Origin of the sequence: Flavobacterium glycogeni (assembly GCF_048286775.1) — a bacterium.
In the GTDB taxonomy this organism is placed as follows: domain Bacteria; phylum Bacteroidota; class Bacteroidia; order Flavobacteriales; family Flavobacteriaceae; genus Flavobacterium.
Genome location: NZ_JBLVPV010000014.1, coordinates 32,138 through 59,130, shown reverse-complemented (window position 1 = coordinate 59,130; position 26,993 = coordinate 32,138). Strand labels below are relative to the sequence as shown.

At 34.3% G+C, this 26,993-nt stretch carries 19 protein-coding genes; 7 read left to right on the top strand and 12 right to left on the bottom strand.

The features are described 5' to 3' along the window. A complete protein-coding gene (locus ACNQGX_RS12255; RefSeq protein WP_417976621.1) occupies positions 1–387 on the top strand; it encodes a DUF1573 domain-containing protein in 387 nt (128 codons plus the stop codon). A gap of 60 nt (positions 388–447) precedes the next feature. On the opposite strand, the gene ACNQGX_RS12250 is transcribed toward ACNQGX_RS12255, so the two are convergent. Beyond that, entirely contained in the window at positions 448–1,776 is a 1,329-nt protein-coding gene (locus tag ACNQGX_RS12250) for a PDZ domain-containing protein (protein WP_417976619.1), read from the bottom strand. Positions 1,777–1,903: 127 nt separating this feature from the next. Here ACNQGX_RS12250 and ACNQGX_RS12245 point away from each other — a divergent pair, with 127 nt between their 5' ends. The 5 genes from ACNQGX_RS12245 to lgt all read left to right on the top strand — a co-directional run bounded on the left by ACNQGX_RS12245 (position 1,904) and on the right by lgt (position 6,969). Beyond that, a complete protein-coding gene (locus tag ACNQGX_RS12245; protein WP_417976617.1) occupies positions 1,904–3,106 on the top strand; it encodes a pyridoxal phosphate-dependent aminotransferase in 1,203 nt (400 codons plus the stop codon). 228 nt (positions 3,107–3,334) lie between these two features. Further along, positions 3,335–4,006 carry a GTP cyclohydrolase I FolE gene (gene folE / locus ACNQGX_RS12240; RefSeq protein ID WP_131917046.1) on the top strand — a complete coding sequence of 224 codons (672 nt, stop codon included), beginning with the start codon at positions 3,335–3,337 and terminating at the stop codon, positions 4,004–4,006. A 157-nt stretch (positions 4,007–4,163) separates the two neighbouring features. After that, positions 4,164–5,642, top strand: a complete 1,479-nt coding sequence (gene cysS, locus ACNQGX_RS12235) for a cysteine--tRNA ligase (protein ID WP_417976615.1) — start codon at positions 4,164–4,166, stop codon at positions 5,640–5,642. A gap of 83 nt (positions 5,643–5,725) precedes the next feature. After that, positions 5,726–5,974 (top strand): membrane protein insertion efficiency factor YidD, encoded by a 249-nt coding sequence (gene yidD / locus ACNQGX_RS12230; RefSeq protein WP_282727229.1) that lies wholly within the window; start codon positions 5,726–5,728, stop codon positions 5,972–5,974. 68 nt (positions 5,975–6,042) lie between these two features. Then, complete coding sequence (gene lgt / locus ACNQGX_RS12225) at positions 6,043–6,969, top strand: prolipoprotein diacylglyceryl transferase (RefSeq protein ID WP_417976612.1); 927 nt, start codon at positions 6,043–6,045, stop codon at positions 6,967–6,969. A 52-nt stretch (positions 6,970–7,021) separates the two neighbouring features. Here the strand turns inward: lgt and ACNQGX_RS12220 are convergent, their stop codons facing one another. The 8 genes from ACNQGX_RS12220 to ACNQGX_RS12185 form a co-directional block, all read right to left on the bottom strand. Continuing rightward, complete coding sequence (locus ACNQGX_RS12220) at positions 7,022–9,148, bottom strand: T9SS type B sorting domain-containing protein (RefSeq protein WP_417976610.1); 2,127 nt, start codon at positions 9,146–9,148, stop codon at positions 7,022–7,024. A 152-nt stretch (positions 9,149–9,300) separates the two neighbouring features. Next, positions 9,301–9,669 carry an acyloxyacyl hydrolase gene (locus ACNQGX_RS12215; protein WP_417976608.1) on the bottom strand — a complete coding sequence of 123 codons (369 nt, stop codon included), beginning with the start codon at positions 9,667–9,669 and terminating at the stop codon, positions 9,301–9,303. A 380-nt stretch (positions 9,670–10,049) separates the two neighbouring features. Beyond that, positions 10,050–13,019 (bottom strand): protein translocase subunit SecDF, encoded by a 2,970-nt coding sequence (gene secDF / locus ACNQGX_RS12210; protein WP_417976607.1) that lies wholly within the window; start codon positions 13,017–13,019, stop codon positions 10,050–10,052. A 226-nt stretch (positions 13,020–13,245) separates the two neighbouring features. Then, positions 13,246–14,181: a malate dehydrogenase gene (mdh, locus tag ACNQGX_RS12205; RefSeq protein WP_131917053.1), complete on the bottom strand. Its 936-nt coding sequence runs from the start codon at positions 14,179–14,181 to the stop codon at positions 13,246–13,248. 95 nt (positions 14,182–14,276) lie between these two features. Then, complete coding sequence (gyrB, locus tag ACNQGX_RS12200) at positions 14,277–16,220, bottom strand: DNA topoisomerase (ATP-hydrolyzing) subunit B (protein WP_417976605.1); 1,944 nt, start codon at positions 16,218–16,220, stop codon at positions 14,277–14,279. 582 nt (positions 16,221–16,802) lie between these two features. After that, entirely contained in the window at positions 16,803–18,419 is a 1,617-nt protein-coding gene (gene asnB / locus ACNQGX_RS12195; RefSeq protein WP_417976603.1) for an asparagine synthase B, read from the bottom strand. Between the two features lie 195 nt (positions 18,420–18,614). Further along, positions 18,615–20,240, bottom strand: a complete 1,626-nt coding sequence (locus ACNQGX_RS12190) for an amidohydrolase (RefSeq protein ID WP_417976601.1) — start codon at positions 20,238–20,240, stop codon at positions 18,615–18,617. Between the two features lie 82 nt (positions 20,241–20,322). Further along, positions 20,323–20,472, bottom strand: a complete 150-nt coding sequence (locus ACNQGX_RS12185; RefSeq protein ID WP_417976599.1) for a hypothetical protein — start codon at positions 20,470–20,472, stop codon at positions 20,323–20,325. A 183-nt stretch (positions 20,473–20,655) separates the two neighbouring features. Here ACNQGX_RS12185 and ACNQGX_RS12180 point away from each other — a divergent pair, with 183 nt between their 5' ends. Beyond that, positions 20,656–21,069 (top strand): hypothetical protein, encoded by a 414-nt coding sequence (locus tag ACNQGX_RS12180; protein WP_417976597.1) that lies wholly within the window; start codon positions 20,656–20,658, stop codon positions 21,067–21,069. Positions 21,070–21,496: 427 nt separating this feature from the next. Here ACNQGX_RS12180 and ACNQGX_RS12175 read toward each other — a convergent pair whose 3' ends face one another. Genes ACNQGX_RS12175 through ACNQGX_RS12165 form a run of 3 tightly spaced genes read right to left on the bottom strand, consistent with a single transcriptional unit; the run spans position 21,497 to position 26,864 of the window. Then, positions 21,497–21,946: a hypothetical protein gene (locus ACNQGX_RS12175; protein ID WP_417976595.1), complete on the bottom strand. Its 450-nt coding sequence runs from the start codon at positions 21,944–21,946 to the stop codon at positions 21,497–21,499. Positions 21,947–22,002: 56 nt separating this feature from the next. Further along, complete coding sequence (locus ACNQGX_RS12170; protein WP_417976593.1) at positions 22,003–23,802, bottom strand: porin family protein; 1,800 nt, start codon at positions 23,800–23,802, stop codon at positions 22,003–22,005. Between the two features lie 47 nt (positions 23,803–23,849). Continuing rightward, the gene (locus ACNQGX_RS12165) at positions 23,850–26,864 is read right to left on the bottom strand and encodes a tetratricopeptide repeat protein (RefSeq protein ID WP_417976591.1); all 3,015 of its coding nucleotides are present in this window, start codon (positions 26,862–26,864) and stop codon (positions 23,850–23,852) included. Positions 26,865–26,993 lie beyond the last annotated feature (129 nt).

The window sequence follows — 26,993 nt, the reverse complement described above, 5'->3', positions numbered from 1 at the left end:
ATGAAAAAAATAATAGCTTTGTTCACATTCGCGTTAATCAGCAGTATCAGTTTTGCTCAAAATGGACCTAAAATTGAGTTTGCTGCCAAAGACAACACGATTGATTATGGAAAGGTTACCAAGAATGAAAATGGCTCTCGTGATTTTATCTTTACAAATACAGGTAATGCTCCATTAATTATTACTAATGTACTATCTACTTGTGGATGCACGGTGCCTACAAAACCAGACGAGCCAATCATGCCAGGGAAAACAGGAAAAATAACTGTTAAATACAACATGGCTCCCGGTCCTATCAGAAAAACATTAACTGTTGAATCAAATGCAGTCAACTATGAAGCCGGAAGGGTTGCTCTAAAAATTAAAGGAGAAGTTATTTCCAATTAATTTCAGAATTAAAAATAAATTAAAAACGCTTTTGGATAAATCTTTCCAGAAGCGTTTTTTTTATAAAATATCATACAATTGAAACCTGAATTTTAAAATTTCGCTTTTACGTTCCACCTCTAAAGTAATCCATTTTTCTTCTTCCGACTTAAAAAGAGTATTAATTTCTTGCAATGAGTGTGTATGGATTGGATTATTATTGATCAAAAGGATTACATCTCCTTTTTTCAATCCCGCGTTGGCGGCTGGAGAATTTTTCCTGACATTGGCAACCTCATAAATAGGCTTTAATTGAAATTTATATTTAAAATCATTCATAACGTTAACTCCGCCTGACTCATTATATTTTGTAGCCAATGGAACAGTTTCCATTCGCACGGTTTCCTGAATCCACTGCAAACCATTATGTTGCACTTCCACACCACTTTTATTATAGCTAAATGGAGCCTGATAATCACTATTCTTTTTTAGATACATTTGTTGTTTTTGGTAATCGAATATAACCGTAAATCGCTTCATGATTTCGCCTCCTATTGACCCCATTCGATCTGGCACCATGGTGACATTTCTAATCGAAATCGAGTCTGGAAAGGCCACTACGGGATTATTAAACTCAAAATCTGCCATCTGGAGTTTTTGAATTCTACCTCTTTTACCTTCTATGTCGCCGCTAAAACCCCTTCCCAAAAAATCATCAAAATTTTTCAATGGAACTTTAATCGATTCAGAACGGCCTTGAAACAGCCAAACTGCATCACTATTGCCTACGTCTATCAATAATTTAGCAGGGACATTACGATTATCCTGATACACTGTACTTTTTAAATAAGGTTTCAATTTCTCTATAGTAATAGGAATAGTACTAAACTTTTTTTCAATTTTAGTTCGGTTTTTATCAGTGTCTTTGTAAACGATCACTCTTTTCTTTTGGTAATTAATTTCAACTAAATTATTTCTGAAAAAATGATACCCAATAATACCATTTACAGGAATTCCAACATGAGAAGATAAATTAAAATCGGGATCCAAAACAATATAAAGCATGTGATTCCTATTCTTTAAACTGCTAAATTCCAAAATATTATTTGTAGATTTTAATCCTTCAACAGCCGCTTGACTTCCTAAACCTTTTAATAATATTTTTTCGGCATTAAAAAAACGAACTTCTTTTTTTTCTTCCAAACTAAACAATATGGTTTCGGCAACACCGGTATCTAACAAAAAATTTAACTCTATACCATTCACTTTAATAGGTACAAAAACCAAATTATTGATCAATTTAAAAGGTACGCTGACTTTATTAACGTCTTTTTCAAAATGAAATCCTTGTTGTGCAGAAACAGCAGAAACAAATAGGAAAATAAGAAATAAAAATAGTGTTTTTTTCATTGTTATTCTTTTAGATAAAAATACTAAATAAATCATATCAAAAATGCAGATTTAACAATATATACGCATAATGATTATAATAAATTCGAAAAAAAAATTGCAAATTTGCAACTCAATAATTAAGACTATGCCAAAAATATCAAACAAAGGGAAACAGATGCCCGAATCACCAATACGAAAATTGGTTCCCTACTCAGAAATAGCTAAGAAAAAAGGCCATAAAGTATACCATTTGAACATTGGTCAACCGGATATCAAAACTCCTGAAGTTGCCATGAATGCAGTTAAAAATATTGATTTAACTATTTTAGAATACAGTCATTCTGCAGGAAATGAAAGCTACAGAAAAAAATTATCGGCTTATTATACCAACCAAGGGATTCCTGTAAATATAGAGGATATCATAATCACTACCGGCGGATCGGAAGCACTTATGTTTGCTATGGGAAGCACTATGGATCAGGGTGATGAAATTATTATACCAGAGCCATTTTATGCTAATTACAATGGATTTTCAACAGCATCAGGTGTTACAGTTGTTCCTGTAATTTCGACTATTGAAACAGGTTTTGCTTTACCGGCAGTTGAAGATTTTGAAAAACTGATTACTCCAAAAACAAAAGCGATCCTTATTTGCAATCCAGGAAATCCAACTGGATATTTATATTCGAAAGAAGAAATCATGCAACTGGCAGCTTTGGTCAAAAAACATGATTTATTCTTGATATCTGATGAAGTATATCGTGAGTTTACGTACGATGGTGATATCCATTATTCAGTAATGAATGTTCCAGGACTTGAAGAACACGCTATTATGATTGATTCTGTTTCCAAAAGATACAGTATGTGTGGCGCGAGAATAGGATGTATTGTTTCTAAAAACAAAGAAGTCATGGCTACCGCTATGAAATTTGCGCAAGCAAGATTGAGTCCTCCCACTATTGAACAGATTGCAAGTGAAGCAGCTTTAGATACTCCAAAAAGTTATTTTGACGAAGTGATTTCGGAATATAGAGAGCGAAGAGATACGCTAATTAATGAGTTGAACAAAATTGAAGGTGTTATAGTATCAAAACCAAAAGGTGCTTTCTACTGTATTGCACAACTCCCTGTTGACAACGCTGATACTTTTGCACAATGGCTTTTAGAAACGTATGATTTTAATGGTGAAACGGTAATGGTAGCGCCTGCAGCAGGTTTCTACTCGACTCCGGGAATGGGATTAAATCAGGTTCGAATTGCTTATGTATTAAAGAAAGAAGATTTAATTACTGCTGTATCTATTTTGAAAGCGGCAATTCCTGTTTATAATGCAACTCAATCTAAATAATAATTAGATAAAAAAACACTACCATTCTGGTATCATAAAATAGAACTAATTTATGAAAAGGCAGTAACGTAACAGTTACTGCCTTTGTTTTTACAACCAGTTTAGAACAAACCAACGCTTTTGTGACCCTAAAGTCGTCTTAAATAGTAAGCGCTATAGAAATTCTTTAATTTTTATTATTTATCTTTACCGCTTAAATATTTACACCCACAATAATAGTAGCTTTTAATGATAAACAACGAAGAATTTCAAGACGAAATAGGAAACAATCATATTAGTACCAATGCGGAAAATCCAGTACGAAAGGATGCTTTTGACATTACAGATGAAATAAAAATAGACAAAATAAAAAAAGATGTCGAAAATATTCTAATTACACTTGGAATGGACTTGACAGATGACAGCTTAAAAGGTACGCCCAATCGTGTTGCCAAAATGTTTGTAAAAGAAATTTTTGGAGGTCTAAATCCTGCCAAAAAACCAAAAGCCTCTACTTTTGACAATAACTACAAATACGGCGAAATGTTAGTTGAAAAAAACATTATCGTTTACTCTACCTGTGAACATCATTTATTGCCAATTATAGGAAGAGCCCATGTGGCTTATATTTCTAATGGAAGGGTGATTGGACTTTCTAAAATGAATAGAATTGTAGAATATTATTCCAAAAGACCTCAAGTACAAGAGCGTTTAACGATGCAAATTGTTCAAGAATTACAAATTGCTTTAGGCACTGAAGATGTCGCTTGCGTTATTGATGCCAAACATCTATGTGTAAATTCTAGAGGAATAGGCGATATTGAAAGTAGTACCGTAACCTCAGAATTTGGCGGAAAATTTAAAGATGCTCAAACTAAAAGAGAATTTTTGGATTATATTAAATTAGAAACAAAGTTCTAAAATAGAAATAAACTTCATTAGTAACGATAAAGCCCTAGCCCTGATTGCAGTGAAAATCCTTTTATTCGTTTTTTTAAACGAAAAAAGATTGTAACGTAAAGCAGGAATAAGCTCCTGATTGCCACGTTCCTCGCAATGACAAATAAAAAAACACAAAATGCCATTATACAGTAGCCAAAATCTAAAAATATACAATTCTCTTTCGGGAGAAAAAGAAATTTTCACACCTATTCACGAAGGGAATGTTGGAATGTACGTTTGCGGACCTACGGTTTATAGCAATGTGCATCTTGGAAATGTGCGAACATTCATGTCCTTTGACGTGATTTTCAGGTATTTTTTGCATTTGGATTTCAAGGTTCGTTATGTTCGAAACATTACTGATGTGGGACATATTGTAGATGATGTGGATGAAGGTGAGGATAAAATTGCAAAAAAAGCGCGTTTAGAGCAACTGGAACCCATGGAAGTGGTGCAGCGCTATACGGTAGATTTTCATGATATTTTGAATGAATTTAATTTTTTACCGCCAAGTATAGAACCTACAGCTACGGGACATATCATTGAACAAATTGAAATTATCAAAACCATTATTGACAAAGGAATTGGCTATGAAGCCAATGGATCGGTTTATTTTGATGTAGTAAAGTTCAACGAAACCAATCATTACGGTAGATTAAGCGGTCGAAATATTGAGGATATGCTTGCCAACACCCGCGATCTTGACGGTCAAAGTGACAAGAGAAATTCACAAGATTTTGCGCTTTGGAAAAAAGCCGAACCACAGCACATTATGCGTTGGCCTTCGCCATGGAGCGATGGATTTCCAGGCTGGCATCTTGAATGTACCGCAATGAGTACAAAATATTTAGGTAATCATTTTGATATTCACGGAGGCGGAATGGATTTGAAATTCCCGCATCATGAATGTGAAATTGCTCAAAATGAAGCGTGTACCGGACAAACTCCTGTTAATTACTGGATGCATGCCAACATGCTGACTTTAAATGGTAAAAAAATGGCAAAATCTACTGGTAATAATATTTTACCAAGAGAGATATTGACTGGAGAAAACACTATTCTAAGTAAAGCCTTTTCAGCATCGGTAGCCCGATTTTTTATGTTACAAGCGCATTACAGAAGCATTCTTGATTTTTCTGATGATGCAATTGTCGCTGCCGAAAAAGGATACAAACGATTGATGGAAGCCATGAATTCGTTAAAAGATAGTGTTGCAGGCACAAAAAGCACGATTGATATTCCGGCATGGAAACAATTATGTTATGATGCGATGAATGACGATTTTAACACTCCAATTTTAATTGCACAGTTGTTTGAAGGCGTTCGATTTATCAATTTATTGAAAGACGGAAAAGAAACCTTGAATGCCGAAGATTTAAAATCTTTCGAAAAAGCAATGCACAGTTTCGTTTTTGATGTTCTAGGACTGGAAGACGAAAAAGTTTCTGATAGCAGTAATGACAAATTAGAAGGGACGGTAAACATGCTTATTGAAATGAGAAAACAAGCCCGCGACAATAAGAATTTTGCATTATCAGACCAAATCAGAGATCAATTGATTGCATTAGGAATTCAGTTGAAAGATGGAAAAGAAGGAACTACTTTTAGTATTTAGTTTCCTAATATCAAGTTGCAGATTAATACCGTAAAATAATTTTGATTAACAAAAGTGAAGTTTTAAATTCTAATACTAAAGTCATGTTGTCAAAAATAATTATTTACCCATTTTTGCTATTGGTTCGGTTTTATCAAGTTGCTATTTCTCCTTTTACTCCTGCAGCTTGTCGATTTGAACCTACTTGTTCTTCCTATATGATTGAAGCATTACAAACCCATGGTTTGTTTTATGGTGGTTTTTTAGGAATGAAACGTATTTTAAGTTGCCATCCTTGGGGAAAAACCGGTTATGATCCTGTTCCCAAAAAAGTGTGTAATCACAAACATTAACTTTTTTTAAATACGAAATTTTACTTTAAATCTTTATTTTTACGGCTAATAAACAAATTTAACACTAAATGACACACGCTTTAAACATAGTTTGGAATCCATCAGAAGGAATCGATTTAGGCTTTTTTGTAATTAGATATTACAGCTTAATGTTTGTAATTGCTTTTGGATTAGGCTGGTACATTATGAAAAACATATTTGAACGTGAAGGAGAATCCATAGAGAAATTAGATTCTTTGTTCATCTGGACTGTACTTGCCACTTTGATTGGTGCACGTTTAGGACACGTTTTCTTTTATGATTGGGAATATTACCGCAATCATTTATTGGAAATCATTTTACCTTTCCGCTTTTCTCCAAATTTTGAATTTACCGGCTATCAAGGTTTAGCAAGTCATGGTGCGGCCATTTCTATTATAATTGCCATGTATTTTTACAGTAAAAATGTACTTAAAAGACCCCAAATGTGGATTTTAGACAGAGTGGTAATTCCCGTAGCCAGCGGTGCTATTTTTGTGAGATTAGGAAATTTTTTAAATTCAGAAATTATAGGTTATGAAACCACATCACCTTTTGGAATAAAATTCATCAAAGATCATTTCAGTCCAATGGATGCTGTTAACGCTACACAAATAGCCAACCCTAAAGATGCCTATACTGCTATCGCAACTGATCCTAAATTTGCATCTTTACTCGAGCAGGTTCCGGTAAGACATCCTACTCAATTGTACGAAGCATTTTGCTACATTTTTGTCTTTGCAATTTTATTTTTCTTGTATTGGAAAACTGAAAAACGAAATAAAACAGGATATATATTCGGTATGTTTCTAGTTCTGTTATTTTCTGTACGTTTTGTAGTGGAATCCGTTAAGGAAAGTCAAGGCGGTTTTGAGAGTGCTTTGGGATTATTTTCTACGGGGCAATGGCTAAGCATTCCTTTTATTTTAATTGGACTGTATTTTATTTTTACTGCAGAAAAGCCTATTAAAATATAACATTACTTAATAAAAACAAAAAAGCTTCCCAATTCAGGAAGCTTTTTTGTTTTTATCTTTTTAATGAAAAATGAGATTTGAATTTCTTGGGAATATCTTGTTCCGTGTATTCAATACTGAACCAATAATCATTTGCCGGCATTGGCTGTCCGATATACGTTCCATCCCAACCTGAACCATTTGGAAAAATTTCTTTTAAAAATTTCCCATAACGATCAAATATTAGAATTTTAGAACTGGATTGATCTTGTAAAGCAAAAATGTTCCAAGTATCATTATATCCATCACTGTTAGGTGTGAAAAATTTAGGATAATTCACTACTAAAACATTATTTCTTGTTATTGGAAGACTACAACCATTTTTGTCTTGAACCGTAATGGAATGAGTTCCTAAAGAAACATATTCAAAAACTGGACTTTCTTGAAACGGCCCATCATCTAATTGATACAAATAATCTCCAGCTGCCGTAGCATTAATCGTGACTATTTGATTTTTGGCAAATGCTTCCGTAACTGTCCAATTCACGTCAACAAGCGTATTCGAAGGAGCCACAGTAATTGATTTTGTAATTGTTGCAGCACATTGCCCTGCATCAGGAGTAAAAGTATAGTCACTTGCCCCTAAAATCGAGGTATCAACAGCTGGCGGACTCCATGCTCCCGTTATTGCGGGAATATTCGAAGAACTCGTTGGTAGAACCAGCGGGGGAGCATTCTCACAAACAGTAGTTGGAACAGTGTTAAAAACCGGTGTTCGCAAAGGATTTACCGTAATCGTCAAAGTAGCCGTAGTGGCACATTGACCTGCATCAGGCGCAAAGGTATAGGTTGTAGTAGCCGTATTATTTAAGGCCGGAGACCAAGAACCTGTATAGTTATTATTAGAAGTTGTAGGCAAAGGAGCCAAAGGCGTACCTGTACAAATTGGAGAAATCGCATTAAATGTCGGAGTACCATTTGGCGTAACTGTAATGGTCATAGTAGTCGTTGTAGTACATTGCCCCGCTGTTGGCGTAAAAGTATAGGTTGTGGTAGCCGTATTATTCAATGCCGGAGACCAAGTCCCTCTAAAGTTATTATTAGAAGTAGTAGGCAAAGCCGAAAGGACTGCACCGGAACAAATAGGTGGAACCTGTGTAAAAGTTGGCGTTATATTGGGGTTAACAGTAATCGTTATTGTTGTTGTAGGGCTTGAAACACATTGTCCCAGATTTGGGGTAAAAGTATAATTAGCAGGTCCCAAAACAGCCGTATCAACCGTCGCCGGACTCCAAGTACCGGTTATTGGTGTTGCGTTTGAAGAACTTGTTGGCAAGATTGGCGCAGTCGCATTTTGACAAACAGTAGCTGGAATACCTGTGAAAGTTGGGGTAACCAATGGTCTAACCGTAACATTCAAAGTTTGTGTTGTAGCACAGGGAAATAAAGTTGGATTTGGAGTAAATACATAACTCCCGCTGGTTGTATTGTTTATTAATGCTGGTGACCAAGTTCCTGTAATTCCATTTGGGGAAGTATTAGTCAATAGAGGTGCAGCAGTTCCTGAACAAAAGGGAGGTATGGCTGGGAAATTAGGTGTTTTAATATTAGCTGGAGAACATGTTGTCGTGCAAATTTCTGTTTCAGGAGTTACACAAGGCTTTGCGCCTACAGCTGTAAGGGTAAACGTCACGGTTTGCCCCTCATTCAAACCTGCAACTGTAAAGTTCGAAGGAGCTATATGCGTTCCTGTAATAGGAAACCCACCATCTATAGTGTAACTATAAGTAAAACTTGATTGTCCAGTATTGGCAAAATCAAATTTAATAGAATTTGTTCCTCTTACACAGAATAAATCTAATTTTTGGTCAACATAAACATATATAGGGGTTCGAGGAGTACTCTCAACCCCTCCTATAATCTGGGTTACATAATAAGTAAGGACGCTACTCCCAGTTGCAGCAGTGGCTGTTGATGGTGTTGGAGCAGTAGTAGAAAATACTCCTCCAGTAGCTGTGGTATACCATCTTAACGTACCTCCTCCAGAAGGCGTTGCAGATAAAGGGAGAGCATTATCATTCAGACAATAATATAAGTATTGAGGATTTGGAGTTGGCGGAGCAGTTTGACCAAAAATACTGGAGCCAAGTAACAAATTAACAAAACAAACAAAGGCGAAAGACTTGATATATTTTTCCATTGTTACTAGTTTTTAATTTTATCTAAAAGACTGTTTTAACAAATATTTAGTAAATATATAAATTTTATACTTTGATACTATAAAGTTTCAATTAATATATCTTTAGAGATAGTAACTGATTATAAAGGATATAGAAAAACAGAATCGTCATTCTATAAAGAAAATGAAAAACCAAAATCAATATTTTTAGTATTATACCCTGAATTTAATCTTTGTAATCCAGCATTAGACACATGACTAAAATTGGGTCTGACATCAAATGCAATTTTGTTTAATTTAAAAGTAAATCCTAAAGCTACTACGTTAGAAAAAGCAAAACCTTTTGATAATCGCTCTGTCTCCGTATCAATAATCATAGGTCCAATACTTCCCAAAACATAAACACTAGCCTTTTTAAAAATTGGTTTTCTCATCAAAAAACCAACATTCAAAACATATTCTTTTATATCTTTTAACTTGGCATATCTTTCCCGTTTTTCAATGTAATTGGGATCATCAGGTTGCACAAAATTGGAATTCAAAAGTTGGTGCATTGCAAAATTTAGTTCCGACTGCAACAAAATCTCATATCTAAAACGCTTTGTTTTTTTAGTGCATACTATAAGTGCAATTTATAATAACTATTAGAGTACGTATAATCGTCATTCTTTAATTCACCTCCAAAACCATAATTAAAACCTAATTCTATTCGTTTTATCTTGAGCATAAAACGTCATAAAACTAAAGACAACTGTTAAAATAAAAAACATTTTTATACATAAAATATTATTTTAAAGCTATTACGTTTCTCGAATTATACCATTAAATTAATAATAAAAAACCAAATTAACAATATGAACTAAAAAAAAAGAGATCCAACTTTCGTTGAATCTCTTTTTAAAAATTATAAAACTATTTTTTTTTAACTTTCTTGGTGTTGTTTTTCAACCCTATTTTTATCTTCTTTAGAGATAGTATCCACAAGTACTGGTGTTGCAATAAACAATGAAGAATACGTTCCTACAATGATACCAACCAACATAGCAAATATAAATCCTCTGATAGATTCACCTCCAAAAACAAACATAATCAACAATACCACAATCATTGTCAATGAAGTATTAATTGTTCTTGACATCGTTGTATTAATAGATTGATTTACAATTTCAGCAAAAGAACCTTTAGTTTTACCTGCCAAGAATTCACGAACCCTGTCAAATACAATTACGGTATCATTCATAGAATACCCAATAACCGTTAGAATCGCAGCGATAAAGTGCTGGTCGATTTCCATACCAAAAGGCATGAATTTATAGCATAATGAGTAAATCCCTAATACAAAAATAACATCATGTGCAATAGCTGCAATAGCTCCTAAACTATATTGCCATTTTCTGTAACTGATCATCAAGTATAAAAACACGATAGCCATCGCTCCAAGTACCGCCCAATACGCATTAGTTTTAATGTCTTGTGCTACAGTTGGACCTACTTTTGAAGCTTGTAGAATTCCTAATTTTTTACCATCATAAGAATTTACAAATTTATCATAAGTCATATCTGCTGAAAAATGCTGTTTTAAAGTAGCATACAACAATTTATTCACTTCTTCATCAGCTTTAATTCCTGGCTCATGAACTTTGTATTTTGTTGTGATTTTTAATTGATTGTCTTTACCAACTATTTTAGCTTCGGCACTACCAAACACTTTAGTCAATTCAGCTTTCACTGTTTCAGTTTCGATTGGTTTTTCGAAACGCACTTGAAATGTTCTTCCTCCAACAAAATCCACACCTTCATCAAGTCCGTTTGTTGCTAAAGAGATAACACTTATAACAACTACTATACTTGAGAATAAATACGTCCATTTTTTTACACCTAAGAAATCAAAATGGAAATTGTTAAACATATTCTTAGAGAAATTTGTAACAAACGTCAAATTATTCTTTTTGCTTATATTCCAATCAATAAAGATTCTTGCAATAAAAATAGAGGTAAACAATGAAGTTACGATACCAATCAATAATGTAGTAGCAAAACCTTTAATTGGTCCTGAACCAAAAATAAACAATACAGCTCCAGTTAAAATATGCGTTACGTTAGCATCAGTAATTGATGACATCGCACCTCTCCAACTGTATGAAGTTTTAATAGCTTCTTCCAGAGTTTTACCAGCACGCAATTCTTCTTTTGCTCTTTCATAAATAATGATATTCGCATCAACAGCTGTTCCCATTGTTAAAACGATACCGGCAATACCTGGCAATGTTAACACTGCTCCAAGACTTGCTAAAATTCCGAACAAGAAAAGTAAGTTAACCGCTAATGCAAGATTTGCATACCAACCTGCTTTACCATAATAGATCATCATCCAAAGTGATACTAAAAGCAATCCTATCAAAGCGGAGTTAGTACCATTATCAATTGCTTCTTGACCTAAGGATGGCCCTACCACATCTGATTGAACAATATCCGCAGCAGCAGGAAGTTTACCTGCTCTTAACACATTCGCTAAATCTTTAGTTTCTGTAATATCAAAAGCTCCTGAAATTTCAGATCTACCACCTGAAATTGGACCAGTAGAAACTCCCGGTGCAGAATAAACCACATCATCCAAAACAATAGCAATATTACTTTTTTGAGTATACGCTCTACCCGTTAATTCTTCCCAAGCTTTTGCACCTTGACCATTCATTTGCATAGAAACAGCTGGTTTACCTGATTGATCGAATGTATCGCTTGCATCCGTAACCACACCACCACTCATTGAAGGCACATTGTCTCTGTTTCCTTTTAAAGCGTATAATTCTACAGCATCAATATCTTTTGCTTTAGCATCTTTGATTGTCATTGGTTTACCCCAAACAAATTTTGCATAACGTTGGTCACCTGCTAATAAAACTCTAATATCAGCTCTTTTCAAATATCCGTTTACTACGGCAGTATCTTTTGGAGAGAAAAGCCCTAAAACTGGACCTCCACCTTGACCAATAATTTTATCAAATAAAGGATTTTCTCCTTTTTTAGTAGCAGTTGAATCTTTAGTATCCGTAAGTAAAGCACTTAAAGAATCTTTCACAACTGGTTTTACTTCAGTAATTTTGATTTCAGTTTTTTTCAATGACTCATTAGCAGCCATTAAAAAGTTACCTATTTCTTCAATTTTGTACGTTTCCCAAAACTGCAATTGAGCTGTGCTTGATAATAATTTTTTAGCACGATCTACATCTTTTGCGCCAGGAAGTTCAACAAGAATCTGACCTGAATTTCCTAATTTTTGAATATTAGGTTGCGTTACACCAAATTGATCGATACGTTTTCTTAAAACTCCAAAAGCACTTTCGACAGACTCATCTACTTTTCTGGAGATAACCTTTTTTACTTGTGCATCCGTCATTTGAAAATCAACTCCACCTTCTCCTTGCAAACTTCTGTTTGCGAAAATATCAGGAGAAGCTAATTTTACAGTTCCTTTTGAATTTGCTTCAAAAGCATCAAAAAACTTATCTAAATACGATTTATTCCCTTGTAAATCTGCAGTAGCATCCGCCAAAGACTTATTGAAAACTGGGTTTTTAGAATTATTCGATAATCCTTTTAAAATGTCTTTAACAGATATTTGAAGTATCACATTGATACCACCTTCTAAGTCAAGACCTTTATTGATTTGTTTGTCACTAACTTCATTGAACGTAAAATCGGTAAATCCAAGATTAAATACTTTCTCTTTACCAATAGAATCCAAATATTTTACTTCTTTTTCAGGATTTCCACCTGCAAAAGATTTTGCATCACTTTTTACTTTGCTTGCGACAAAAGTGAAAGAAAGTTGGTAAATACTTACCAATGCAAATAGAATTGCGAAAAATTTAATAAGTCCTTTATTCTGCATTATTACTAAAAATTAATTATTTTTTATTTATTTATTTTTGCTTTAAACCTTATAGAATAAGACTTGACATCGATTTTTTTAATTCAAAAAAGAACATCCCGAACTACATCATTTTTTTAAACCGAGCAAATATATAATTAACGTTAAGATTAACCAATTTATTTATTAATTAATCTCAAGAAAAAGACTGCAAAAGTGCAGTCTTCTTTATTATATATGTAATTTTTTATGCTAAAATCGATTTTAAGGCATCATTCATTTGTCTAACAGCATCAGCACTTTTAGCAAATAAGGCTTTTTCTTGATCATTTAGTTTAATGTCCAGAATTTCTTCCACTCCATTTTTACCAATGATACAAGGAACACCAATACAGATATCATTTTGACCGTATTCTCCTTCGACAAATACAGAACAAGCAATCATTTTCTTTTGGTCATTCAAAATACTGTCTACCAAGAAAGCAACTGAAGCTCCCGGAGCATACCAAGCCGACGTTCCTAAAAGTCCCGTAAGTGTAGCTCCACCTACCATAGTATCTGCAGCAACTTTTTGCAATTCTTCTTCCGATAGAAATTGAGAAACCGGAATTCCATTATAAGAAGCCAATCTTGTTAAAGGAATCATAGTAGTATCGCCATGTCCGCCTATCACCATTGCTGATATATCATTGGCTGGTTTATCCAAAGCCAAAGATAAATACGTTCTGAAACGAGAACTATCCAGCGCTCCTCCCATACCAATAATTCTATTTTTTGGCAAACCTGTAGATTTCAACGCCAAATAAGTCATGGTATCCATAGGATTAGAAACTACCACTATAATAGTATCCGGTGAATGTTTCAATACATTTTCAGCAACCGATTTTACGATTCCTGCATTAATACCTATCAATTCTTCACGAGTCATTCCTGGTTTTCTTGGAATTCCTGATGTAATAACAACTACATCACTTCCTGCGGTTTTAGAATAATCATTGGTAACGCCTGATACTTTGGTATTAAAACCCGTATTGGTAGCGCATTGCATAATATCCAAAGCTTTACCTTCGGCAAAACCCTCTCTGATATCTAACAATACTACTTCGCTGGCAATTCCTCTATAAGAAATTACATCTGCACAGGTCGCACCTACATTTCCTGCTCCTACAATGGTAACTTTCATATTTTAAAGTTTATTCGGTTATTAGTTAATTTGGTTATTCTCTATTATAGTCAATCGTAATTTATTCGAACAAAAAACAAACGATGAAACTACGCTTACGCGTCAATATTTGCATAAACTGCATTCTTCTCAATGAATTCTCTTCTTGGCGGTACCTCATCTCCCATTAACATAGAAAAAACTCTGTCGGCTTCCGCCAAACTGTCAATAGTCACCTGACGCAACGTTCTGAAACTTGGATCCATTGTAGTTTCCCATAATTGCTCAGCATTCATCTCCCCAAGACCTTTATAACGTTGAATTCCTGCGCTTCCACCCATTCTTTCATTCGCTTGATCACGCTGTACGTCATTCCAAGCATATTCTTTCTTGTTTCCTTTTTTAACTAAATATAAAGGCGGTGCGGCAATATATACGTGACCTTCTTCGATTAATTCTTTCATAAATCTAAAGAAGAACGTCAAGATTAAAGTAGAAATGTGACTACCATCGACATCGGCATCACACATAATAATTACTTTATGATAACGCAGTTTTGAAATATTCAACGCTTTGCTATCTTCTTCTGTACCAATTGTAACACCAAGTGCCGTAAAAATATTTCGAATCTCTTCGTTTTCAAAAACTTTGTGATGCATTGCTTTTTCTACGTTCAAAATCTTACCACGTAATGGCAAAATAGCTTGAAATGCACGATCACGACCTTGTTTTGCAGTTCCACCTGCCGAATCTCCCTCGACAAGATATACTTCGCATTTTGCTGGATCTTGTTCCGAGCAATCCGATAGTTTTCCTGGCAATCCACCGCCACCCATTACGGTTTTGCGTTGTACCATTTCACGCGCTTTTTTAGCCGCGTGACGAGCCTGCGCTGCAAGAATTACTTTTTGAACAATGATACGGGCATCATTTGGATTTTCTTCCAAATAATTCTCAATCATTTCACTCACCGCTTGACTCACCGGCGAAACAACTTCTCTGTTCCCCAGTTTAGTTTTGGTTTGTCCTTCAAATTGTGGTTCAGCAACTTTTACCGAAATAATAGCTGTCAATCCTTCACGGAAGTCATCCCCTGAAATATCAAACTTCAGCTTATCTAACATTCCAGAAGCATCTGCATATTTCTTTAATGATCTGGTCAAACCAGTTCTGAAACCTTGCAAGTGCGTTCCTCCTTCGTGCGTATTGATATTATTTACATAAGAGAAAATATTCTCGGTGTAACTTGTGTTATAAATTAATGCAACCTCAACTGGAATTTCTCCTTTTTCATGATCCATAGAAATTACGTGTGCAATAATTGGCTCACGGTTTCCATCTAAGTAACGGATGTATTCTTTTAAACCTTCATCAGAATGAAAGATTTCAGAAACAAAATTTCCGTCTTTATCTAATTCTCTTTTATCCGTAAAAGTAATTGTAATTCCTTTATTCAAGTATGACAATTCACGCATACGTGCTGACAAAGTATCATAAGAATACTCTATTGTTTGCGTAAATATGCTTGGATCCGGATAAAAAGTAACGATTGTTCCTCTCTTAGACGTTTCTCCAATTTGCTTAACCGGATACAACGCCTTTCCTTTTTCATACTCTTGCTCGTACACTTTTCCATCACTACTATGAACGGTAGCTCTCAAATGATTGGATAAAGCATTTACTACAGAAACCCCAACACCGTGAAGTCCTCCAGAAACTTTATAGGAATCTTTATCAAATTTTCCTCCAGCTCCAATCTTGGTCATTACAACCTCCAATGCCGAAACTCCTTCTTTTTTATGAATTCCAACTGGAATACCACGTCCGTTATCTTCTACAGAAACAGATCCATCTTCATTTATGTCAACTATTATGGTATCACAATGGCCTCCCATTGCCTCATCGATAGAGTTATCTACAACCTCATAAACTAAATGATGTAGTCCTCGAACACCCACATCTCCAATATACATCGATGGACGCATTCTTACGTGCTCCATTCCTTCTAATGCCTGAATACTATCCGCTGAATAATTGTCCTTCTTGATTTCTTCGCTCATATATTTTATTCTAAAAAAATGTAATTTTTGTCTAACACGCAAATATATAAAAACGCAAATTATATAACCGTTAAAATCAATTTTTAAGCAGTTAAGTTATTAACATATTGTTAGAAAAATCAATAGCAATATCAATAGCAATATCAATGGCAATGACAAAAATCAATTTCAATAAAAACAACAAATTCCAAAAAAAATCTAAATTCTAAAACGAAACCTGTTATAAAAAACAAATTTTCAAAACAAACATTTACATGCCGTCTTGAAAATTTAAATTAATATGCTTGTCAATTACTTGTGCCAAGCTACATCTTATGAATAAAATTTAACTGTTTTGTCATTTCGACGAAGGAGAAATCTCATTAGTTGCTCTCGTTATGTGGTTTCTCCTTCGTCGAAATGACAAAATCAAATACATTGGCATTAAACGGACAGTCATAAAAAACAAAATCCCAAAAACAACATTAAAAATGCCGCTTCGGGAAATTTGCTAACTAATTCAAATTTAATCTGTCCTTGAAATTATTATTATTTTTAAATTGATTTTTTGACATTGCTATTGCCAATGCTATTGATTTTTTTTTAAACCGTAACTCCAGTTTTAGCAATTTCGGTATCTGCCTGAACGTGTGCCGCATTAGCTCTTCCGCTTGGATCTTGGTTTTCTTGCCATTTCGGAATCCACTTTCTAACCGTTTGCGCTGCACTTACTTGCGGATAATATTTGTTAAATATAGATCTGTAAAAGTACGCTTCTTTAGTCGTTGGCGCATTGTATGGAAACTCTCCTGCAGCTCCCGCTAATTGTTCATCCGTAACTTGAGAAGAACAATACTCAATCAATTGATCGATCCAGTTGTATCCTACTCCATCAGAGAACTGTTCTTTTTGTCTCCATAAAACCTCTGCAGGAAGATAAGGATTGTCCGGAGTATCAAATGCTTTTCTTAAAATATATTTTTCTTTTCCATCGTACGTTTTAGGCATCTTTTCTTCTGCTTTGATACGAACTGCCATATCTAAGAAAGCTTTGTCTAAAAACGGAACTCTAGCCTCTAATCCATGAGCCATAGTCGATTTATCTGCTCTTAATAAATCGGCAGTAAATAATTTTTGAACTCTTTCGATGGTTTCTTTTTGGAAATCCTCTGTTGAAGGTGCATTTCTAAAATACAAATACCCTCCAAAAATCTCATCGGCTCCTTCACCGGAAAGCACCACTTTTATTCCCATATCAGTGATCGCTTTAGACAAGAAATACATTGGAGTACTTGCTCTTACTGAAGTCACATCATAGGTTTCTAAATGCCAAATCAATTTATCCAAGATTTTAATCCCTTCTTCTATTGTAAAGTGGATTTCATGATGCTCTGTTCCTAAATACTCTGCCACTTTTCTGGCTGCTGCAGCATCCGGAGCATCAGCATCTAAACCAATAGAGAACGAATGTAATTTTTTACCGCTTTCCGCCAATAATCTAGAAGCAATTGCTGATGTCAATGAAGAATCTAATCCTCCTGAAAGCAATACTCCAATTGGCACATCACTCATTAATCTTTTACGGGTCGCTTCCGTCAAAGTCTCTCTGATTAAATCCAAGTCTAAATCCTGATCTGCTTTTAAGTAGTCTTCGTATTCCGGTTTGTAATATTTTACAAAACCTGTTTTTTGAGTATAAAAATGTCCTGGAGGAAATGTAGAGAATGTTTTACATTGATCTGCAATAGGTTTCATTTCAGAGGAGAAATAAATTCTTCCTCTTTCGTCCAAACCATAATACAACGGCTTCACTCCCATTGGGTCTCTACCGGCAATAAAATCATCACCATCAACTACCACAAAAGCCCAGTCTCCATCCAACATGTTGCAAAAATCGTAACCAAACTCTTCGTACAAATGCACAATAACTTCTGAATCGGATTTAGTTCTAAAAGTATGTCCTTTCAAAATACCATCCCTTAATTCCTGATGATTGTAAACTTCGCCATTATGAACCATCCAGGCAGTTGAAGTTCCTTGAATTGGTTGTCTTCCTGAATGCAAATCGATGATAGACAAACGTTCATGACTTAAGATATGTCCGTTTTCTGTTACGTGTAAATCACTTTCATCCGGGCCACGATGTGACATTCTTTTTGAAAGTGTTTTTACTAACTCTTCATCTTTTCCTTTTCCTATAATGGCTAATATTCCGCACATAACTATATATTTTAAATGTTTTGTTTATTTTGATAAGGCAAAGATGCGATACCAGTTACAAATACAAAACACAAACACACTATTCAGTTATAATTTAAAATCAAAAATTGATTTTTACAGTAAAAACGTAATTCAAACACCCAAAAATTAAAACATTCGATTACACTTGTAAATTATCAAAGGCTGACAATTCATTTATTTCACTTTGTTGCCTTTTAAATAGGTGTTTATTGGTTTCATTTTTACCATTTTATTTTCTTCCACTTTCATTAAATCCTGATCGTACATTACAAAATCAGCCCATTTACCTACTTCTAGACTTCCTTTTTCTTTCTCTTCGAAATTAGAATAAGCAGCCCAGATGGTCATTCCTCTTAAAGTTTCAGCTCTGGTTAAAGCATTTTCCATTTGAAAACCATCTTTTGGATATCCCTTACTGTCTTTTCTGGCTACGGCTGCATGAAAGGTCAGCATCGGATTCACTTCTTCTACAGGAAAGTCCGTTCCTAAAGCTACCATCCTCGCTTTTTGAAGTAATTTTTTATAAGCATACGCATTTTTCAGTCTTCTTTTCCCCAATCTATCAGCAGCCCAATACATATCGGATGTGGCATGTGTAGGTTGTACAGAAGGAATTATCCCAAATTTGAAATAATCAAAATCTTGTTCCCGCAAAACCTGGGCGTGCTCAATTTTCCATCTTCGGTCTTTTGTACCTGCTAGAACTTCGCCGTATATTTTAAGTATAACTGTATTTGCCGAATCGCCAATAGCATGCGAATTCAATTGAAAATTCGAAGCCGCAATTTGTTTTGCAACCGCTTTTAATTCCGAAACAGAAGACAACAAAGCACCATATTGTTCTGGCATGTCAGAATATGGTTTGTGCATGCAAGCACCTCGGGAACCCAAAGCGCCATCTCCATACATTTTAAAAGAACGTACATTTAGGTTATCTGTTTTATAAATTCCTTTTTTAAGATATAAATCAATATTTTTTTGGCTTGCCGTAATCATAGCATATACGTTAAGCTTCAAAACTTTTGCTTTTTGCAAACTGTCAATTAAATGAATAATATCTGGATCTAATCCCGCATCATTTACAGTTGTCAATCCGTAATCAAACATTACTTTTTCGGCATCCAACAAAGCGGCAATTTGTATTTTACGGGTTGGTTTCGGAATTATTTTAGAGACTAATTCCATCGGATTATCTATTAAAATCCCAGTTGGTTCACCATTAGCCATTTCAATCTGACCGCCAACAGCTTTCGTGTCTTTTGTAATTCCCGCTAATTTCAACGCTTTACTGTTAGCGATTATCGCATGCCCGTCTACTCTATTCAATACCACAGGAATATCAGGAAACACAGCATCTAATTCTGCTTTTGTAGGATACTCTTTTACTTTCCAATCGTTTTGATCCCAACCATTCCCAACAATAAACGTTGGATTTTTATCTTTTTGAAAAGCCTTTAAACGTGTAATTATTTCATCCATACCTTTGGTCCCGCGTAAATCCGCTTCTTGCAAACTTAATCCATAGCTATAAAAATGGCAATGCGCGTCAATCAAACCCGGATAAATGAATTTTCCTTCGGCTTCTATCGTATTCTTAGATTCATATTTTTTGGTAATTTCACCATTGGTACCAATAGCCACAATTTTCCCCTTATCGATCGCCATAGCCGAAGCCTTCTCAAAGGAGTTATTGACCGAGTAAATAGTTGCATCTGTAATAATAGTATCAACCGAAATCTTATTTTTTTGATCACAGGAAATCAATAAAAATAAAGCAAAAAGAAGTATAACTCGTTTCATAATAGACAGTTTAGTTGAGCTAATATAAAAAAAGAAACCCGAACAACGGTGAATTATAAATGAATATTTAGAAAGAAGAAGCTTATAAAATGTCTTCTATAGTGTATTTTGTAGTATTGATTTCGAAAGTATGCGCTACTTTCATTCCCATTAATTTATTTCCCAAAGGTGATTGTGGTGATAATGCGATAATATTGATTTTCGGAAGCGCGTATATGTTTTTTAAATACATTTTTAATTACATTTGGTTGAATTAGCACAAAAAAAATGCCCAAATGAGGAAAACCGTAAGGAAATTATTTTCTAACTTTTTATGTTTACTACAGATTTTAAATTATCCTCTTAAAAAATCTTTAGCTTGTAAAACTAAAACAAACATTAAACTTGATTATATCATTGATAAAAACAAAACATTATGAAATCACTCTTTAATTTATTTTTCTTATTCATAACAATTTCTATTTCTGCACAATCAGCGACAAATAAAAGTAATGCTTTAAAACTAAAAATCATTGAAGAACGAAATGAACAATTAAAAACTCAACATATTTCTGATTCTCTTGATGAAGAGATTAATAAACAATATGGAAATATAGATGATGCGACGATGGATCCTGGACAAAAGACGATTGATGATGAATTCGGGAATACTGCAAGGATAAATCAAAATCAGGATATGTCACAACAGCCTCAAGCAAAGGATATGGATGAAATTCATAAAAGTTCGTTAGCTAAATTAACAGATTCAATGCCTCCTGTTTTAGTTTATACACTTTTAGGATTTGTAGTTATAGTTATTTTTAGATTCCTTTTTGGAAAAAGAGGATAAATGATTTTTCATTAACCCCACTCCTTAAAGTCTGAGCGAAATTTGTTTTTATACTGAAACTTAACATCTACTTTATTATGAAAATTTTAATTTTTCAAGTCGCATTATTTCTGTTGATTACTTTCATAGGTTATGTTAGTCGATTAAGATTAAATCTTATCACCTTTATTGCAGTTATTTTTACTTTTGTTATGGTTAGAACCTCACCTTTAATGCTATTGCAATTTACAACAATTATTTTGGCTTACTTTTTCGTAAATAAAAGAGGGACCCTGGATGAAATTCAAAAAAAAGTTGACGAACACAATAAAAGAAACCGATATTACTAACCTGCTACTTCGGTTAAAGGTGGTCGATTTGCAGTTTTTAGGAAAGAAATTTGGAAAAGATTTTTATAATAACCTCCTTAATGTCCAAATGGATTTTTTTATTCAATATTCTCCACCAAATACTTCGTCCCGTTAATCTCAAAAGTAAATCCCACCTCATTTCCCATTAATTTATTTCCCAAAGGGGATTGTGGTGATAGTGCGATAATATTGATACCTTCGATACTAATTTTTGGAAGTGCCACACTCAGATATAAATAGATTCCGTTAGCTTTTACTAAACTCCCCACAATGATAGTTTCGGCAATTGCAGTAGCATCAATTTTATCCAAAACTGTTTTTTGATCCATTACTTCTCTCAATTTACGATTGAGTTTCTCTTGCTCAAGGTGCATCATTGACAAAGCGGTTTCGTGTTTGTCTCCGGCAGAACCTTTGGCATCGTTCTTCGAATCTTCGGTAAGTGCCACAATCATGTCTTTGAAAACATCGATTCGATCCTGAACTAATTGCAGATAATGGGTATGTATTTTTTGTTTGAAAGTCATAAGTAGGTTCACAACGCTGACAGGGTTTAAAACCCTGTCAGCGTTTCAATAAATATTTAAAAATCAAATTTATAGTTCACTCCCAGAATCACCTGAAAACCCTGAACTTGATAATTCAGCCATTTTTCATAGGCTTTATTAGTAATATTATTGGCTCTTGCAAAAGCAGTCAATCGGTCGCTGTATTTGAATCCAACATTTGCATTTACATCAAAATAAGATTTTAAAGTTACAGGAGCAGAATTAGCCGCAAAGTCAGTATTTACCTGAAAATCTTTTCGCTCGCCTACGTAAAACACATTTGCACAAGCAAACCATTTCTCCGTTATATTAAAATCAAGATTTGAATTTATTTTTATTGTTGGCAAATTCCACGCTTCTTGCTGAAAATCATTGGTATAACTATTGAAAGTTCCGTTGATACCAAAAGACACATCTTCAGAAAAATCAGCTTTTAGTTCTCCGTAAAAACTCAATGTTCTCATATCATCATAGACCACTTGAAAGGAATTTCCATACGCATAATCATCGTCACTCCTATTTTCATCATAATCATTGCTTCTAAACAAGGCTTTATTTCTTTCGTTTACATACGAAGCTTTAACATTATAACTCACATTATTAGTCAACTTTCCTTTTAATCCGGCAAAAACATCATACTGTTTGTCTGTTGGCGCAATATTCAATGTTGGTGATAAAAACGGATTTTCATTAACAAAATCCATATAGGAATTTTGTTCCAAATTTCCTTCGGCTCCAGCATAGAATATCATTAAATCACCAACAACTTTGTAAGAAGCATTGAACTGCGGATACACTAAAAATTTATTATTGCTCTTTTCATTATCCAAACTATAAAACAAACCAGCTCCGATATTCAACGTCCAATCATCTTCCTGCATTACAAAACTGGGAACAATTCCAAAATTTGTAAAACCATATTTTACACGCTCTGTATTGGTATTTGAATAATTTTTCTTGAAACTACCACCAACATAATCAACAATTATATTCGTTTTCACAGCACTTTCCATTACATCAAATTCCACAGTCGGTTTTGCATAAAATCGATTTTCAGAAGATCCGGAAGCATCCGAAAAATGATTGTATTTAAGACTTGCTTTGTTTAAAATACTTTCGTTAAACGCTACATTTCCGCCTAAAGATATCGTGCCGTAAGTTTGCTGAGGATTAATTCCGTTAATCAAAGTACTATCAAAATTAGCAGGCAATCCGTACCAATTATAAATTTGGTTTTGATACCCTAAATCCAGATTCCACGACACGTCTTTTTGATTGGAACCATACATCAAGTCAATCGATGTATCATAAAAACGATCTTCTAATTTCACACTTTTGATTCCGCCTTCAGACGAATGATGACGAAACATCCCGCCAACATAATCCGTATTATTAATATCATGATTTACGAATAATTCCCCAATAAAGGTTCCGTAATTCCCAACACCAAAAGTGGCGTAATTTTTAAACAAATGTGCTTGTTTTTCTTTCTCTACTCCTTCCGCTTTTCCTTTGGATGGTGTAAAAGTTGAAGCTACCGGAAAAGAGAAAATTGTGTATTTTATGGTTTCTTTTTTAGCATTTCCTTCCTCATCCAGTTCCGGAATTTCTTTGACTTTGAAAGCGTCCGAAATTTTTGGCGTATATGGTTTTACAACATTCACAGTTTCTGTGCCTATTTGCTCTTTCTTTTGCGCAAACGAAAATTGGGAGAGTAAAAGAAACAAAATCCCCACCCCTCCCGATAGCCATCGGGACTTCCCCGAAGGGAAGGGTGCCGAAAACGTTGCTGCCTTATTTGTGAATGATTTTATGTTTAAATCTTTAAATGTCATCTTTTATTTTTTTACTTCTTATTTATAACTCTTAACCTCTAACTTCTTTACTTGGTAATCGATGAATTTGTTTTGGATTCTTCCGCTTTTATAATATCCAATTCTTTTTGCGCATCAGAAACTACATCCTGAAAATCCGTAAAATTTTGAATTACATTTTCTAAAATATAGGTTGCTTGGTAACTGTCTTTCAGCCCGTAAAAGTTTTTCGCCATTAAGACTAATCCTTTGGCTCCAAAATATTTATAGCTGGAATAATTCTTCGCTAATTTTTGAACTGCAGTATTGGAAGCTTCAAATTTTTCGTCTTTGTTTTTAAAATAAGCGTCATAATATAGGGCTTCGGCGGCTAATTCTCCTTTGGCAATCGTCATTAATTTTGCGTAAGCAACTTTCGCTTTTGCTTCATCACCCGTTTCAATTGCCGCACGTGCAATGATAATTTGCGCATCACTTTTTACCTTATCATCCGTTTTAGGATTCATCAAAACCTTCTCTGCGTAAATACCTGAATTCGGATAATCTTTCTTATCGTAATACAATTTCATCAAGTTCGATTGTGCAAAAGTTTTATTCTGAGAAATATCCGCTTCATTTTCTAAACGGGATAAAACCGGAATTACTTTCTCATACTCTTTGTTTTTAAGGAAAATTTGAGCCAATCGTGACAAAGATTGTTCTGTAAATTCACTTCTGGATTGTGCAATTACATATTCATAATTAGGAATAGATTTGCTCTCTGATCCTTCAGAGAAATACAATTGAGCAAGGTAATAATTAGCCTGCAAAGCATGTATTCCTCGAGGAAATTGGCCTACATAACTATTAAATCCTGCAATAGCCTGCTTGGTATTATTTTGTTGAAATTGTTTTTCAGCAGCTTCATACGTGTCATTATCCAATTCTGCATCTGTTACAGCAACAAAATCCAATGTACGAACCCAAATTGCATATTCATCTACTCTTCCATTGTCTACATAAATCAATCGAGCGGTTGCTACAGCTTCTAAAGCCTCCGGAGTTCTAGGAAAATCCGCAGCAACTTTTTTAAATTTCAACAATGCCTGATCGTCTTTATCCGTGTTATAATACACTAATCCCTGACGCAAAATAGATCTGGAAGTGAAAGATCCTTTTTTAAATTCAGTATTTAATCGGTCATACGTTTTTACGGCAAGGTCATTTTTATTCTCGGCAACATAGGCATTGGCAAGTTCAAAAAGCGCATCGTCTCTGTATTCTGATTTTGGATACAATTGTAAAAAAGCGTTTAATTCCTCTATTTTTTTGTCATTTTTAGCAATAAATCCGTAGCAAATCGCTTTTTGGAAATAGGCATAATCCGCGTCTTCACTTTTGGATTCTATGACTTTAATATACGCATCCATAGCCGGACCGTATTTTGAAGTTACAAAACGGCAATCCGCTAAACGCAAATACGAATCATTCAAACGCACTTTATCTGAAGGTGCTTTTTCTATTTGATTTTGAAAATAATTACCCGCTTGCTCGTATTCTTTCAATTTGAAATACGTGTAAGCAATATTGTAATTACTATTTTTAAATTCTGGTGTTGTTGCTGCTTGGTTTGAACCAATGAATTGCTTGAAACTTAATAACGCCCCTTTGAAATCATTCAAAACATATTCAGTTTCTCCTTGCCAGAAAGTAGCTCGAGCAGTAAAAACAGCATCTTTTTGTTCACTTATGGATTTCGTGAACATTTTCAATGCTTCTGGATAATTTCCATCCGTGTATAATTCTAAACCTCTATAAAAAAGTACTTTTTGGTAGGCTAATTTATTTTCTGGTGATTTATTTTTTTCCAATAAAACTAAGGCTTCTTTGTAGTTTTTAGAAGAAATATAAGAATCTATCAGTAATTTTTCAACCTCTGAACGGCTTGCATTATCCGGATATTTTTTCAAAAAAGCCTGTAAAACCGCTGGAACACTTTGATACGAATTCCCTAATTCATAACTTAATTTGGCATAATTTAAACTGGCATCTTCTTGGATGGCCAAATCAAACTCCATTTCCGAAGCATTTTTGAAAGCATTCAAAGCTTGTTGTTTCTTATCGGTATTCAGGTAACTTTCTCCCAAATGATAATACGCATTTTGCGCTACGAAATCTTTCCCGCCAATGATTTTATTGAATTGAGAAATCGCGTTTTCGTAGTCTTTTTGTTTGTAATACGCATATCCTAATTGATAAAAATCCGTATTATTCCATCTTCCTTTTTTCCCTTTATAGGCTACTAAATATGGAATTGCGGTGTCGTATTTTTTTAAATTAAAATAACTTTCACCGATGATTTTATTCAGTTCTGATTTTTCTAAAGGATTTGATTTAGCCATTGCTTTCTGACCTAAATCAATCGCTTTTTGGAAATTTCCCAACTTAAAATTCATATCCGCCTGATAATACGAAAGTTTTTCTTTGTACTTTTCTTCGCCTGAAACTTCATCAAAATACTTTGTAGCTTGCTTATAATCATCGCCTTCATACGCCATAAACCCTAAATAATATTTGGCTTGAGAACCATATTCAGCAGAATTCACGACTTTATTCAAATAGACTGTAGCTTCTTTTTTCTTTTTGGCATTAAAAAAACTATAGCCTTTCTGGAAGTTGAATTTATCTTGGTCATTTCTGCTTAAACTGCTTTCGTCCACTTTATCAAACCATTGTAACGCTTGCGGATAATTCCCTTGGTTAAAATGATAATGTGCCACCTCAATGTAGGCTTGATTTTGTTTTACGCTCGTAGGATAATCCGAAACAAATTGCTCCATCAATGCATCTGCATTCGACTGATTGGTTCGAATGGCACAATTAGCGGCATAATACGCACAATCAGATTTTAGTTCTTCAGTAGTCGCCGTTTCCTTTACTTTATTAAAAATTAGTTGCGCCGATGCGTATTGCGCGTCTTTAAATAAAGAAACCGCTTTATTGAAATCTTTCGAATCGTGTGTGTAAATGGTTGATTTTTGTGCCGAAATAGTGGCTGTTATAATAAAAATTGGAATAAAGAAGAGCCAAGAAATTTTACGCATTGTGATTTTATTTTAATAATTCAAATGTATCATATTCTGAACTCTATAACGAATCGTTATTGGCTTTTATTATGAACATTTTTTTTAACACCGTAGAATTTAACTTTATTCATCCCTTTAAACTCCGCT

Excerpts from the sequence above, each read along its gene's own strand:
- ACNQGX_RS12255 (WP_417976621.1), top strand. The coding sequence starts at position 1 with ATGAAAAAAATAATAGCTTTGTTCACATTCGCGTTAATCAGCAGTATC.
- ACNQGX_RS12250 (WP_417976619.1), bottom strand. The coding sequence starts at position 1,776 with ATGAAAAAAACACTATTTTTATTTCTTATTTTCCTATTTGTTTCTGCT.
- ACNQGX_RS12245 (WP_417976617.1), top strand. The coding sequence starts at position 1,904 with ATGCCAAAAATATCAAACAAAGGGAAACAGATGCCCGAATCACCAATA.
- folE (WP_131917046.1), top strand. The coding sequence starts at position 3,335 with ATGATAAACAACGAAGAATTTCAAGACGAAATAGGAAACAATCATATT.
- cysS (WP_417976615.1), top strand. The coding sequence starts at position 4,164 with ATGCCATTATACAGTAGCCAAAATCTAAAAATATACAATTCTCTTTCG.
- yidD (WP_282727229.1), top strand. The coding sequence starts at position 5,726 with ATGTTGTCAAAAATAATTATTTACCCATTTTTGCTATTGGTTCGGTTT.
- lgt (WP_417976612.1), top strand. The coding sequence starts at position 6,043 with ATGACACACGCTTTAAACATAGTTTGGAATCCATCAGAAGGAATCGAT.
- ACNQGX_RS12220 (WP_417976610.1), bottom strand. The coding sequence starts at position 9,148 with ATGGAAAAATATATCAAGTCTTTCGCCTTTGTTTGTTTTGTTAATTTG.
- secDF (WP_417976607.1), bottom strand. The coding sequence starts at position 13,019 with ATGCAGAATAAAGGACTTATTAAATTTTTCGCAATTCTATTTGCATTG.
- mdh (WP_131917053.1), bottom strand. The coding sequence starts at position 14,181 with ATGAAAGTTACCATTGTAGGAGCAGGAAATGTAGGTGCGACCTGTGCA.
- gyrB (WP_417976605.1), bottom strand. The coding sequence starts at position 16,220 with ATGAGCGAAGAAATCAAGAAGGACAATTATTCAGCGGATAGTATTCAG.
- asnB (WP_417976603.1), bottom strand. The coding sequence starts at position 18,419 with ATGTGCGGAATATTAGCCATTATAGGAAAAGGAAAAGATGAAGAGTTA.
- ACNQGX_RS12190 (WP_417976601.1), bottom strand. The coding sequence starts at position 20,240 with ATGAAACGAGTTATACTTCTTTTTGCTTTATTTTTATTGATTTCCTGT.
- ACNQGX_RS12185 (WP_417976599.1), bottom strand. The coding sequence starts at position 20,472 with ATGTATTTAAAAAACATATACGCGCTTCCGAAAATCAATATTATCGCA.
- ACNQGX_RS12180 (WP_417976597.1), top strand. The coding sequence starts at position 20,656 with ATGAAATCACTCTTTAATTTATTTTTCTTATTCATAACAATTTCTATT.
- ACNQGX_RS12175 (WP_417976595.1), bottom strand. The coding sequence starts at position 21,946 with ATGACTTTCAAACAAAAAATACATACCCATTATCTGCAATTAGTTCAG.
- ACNQGX_RS12170 (WP_417976593.1), bottom strand. The coding sequence starts at position 23,802 with ATGACATTTAAAGATTTAAACATAAAATCATTCACAAATAAGGCAGCA.
- ACNQGX_RS12165 (WP_417976591.1), bottom strand. The coding sequence starts at position 26,864 with ATGCGTAAAATTTCTTGGCTCTTCTTTATTCCAATTTTTATTATAACA.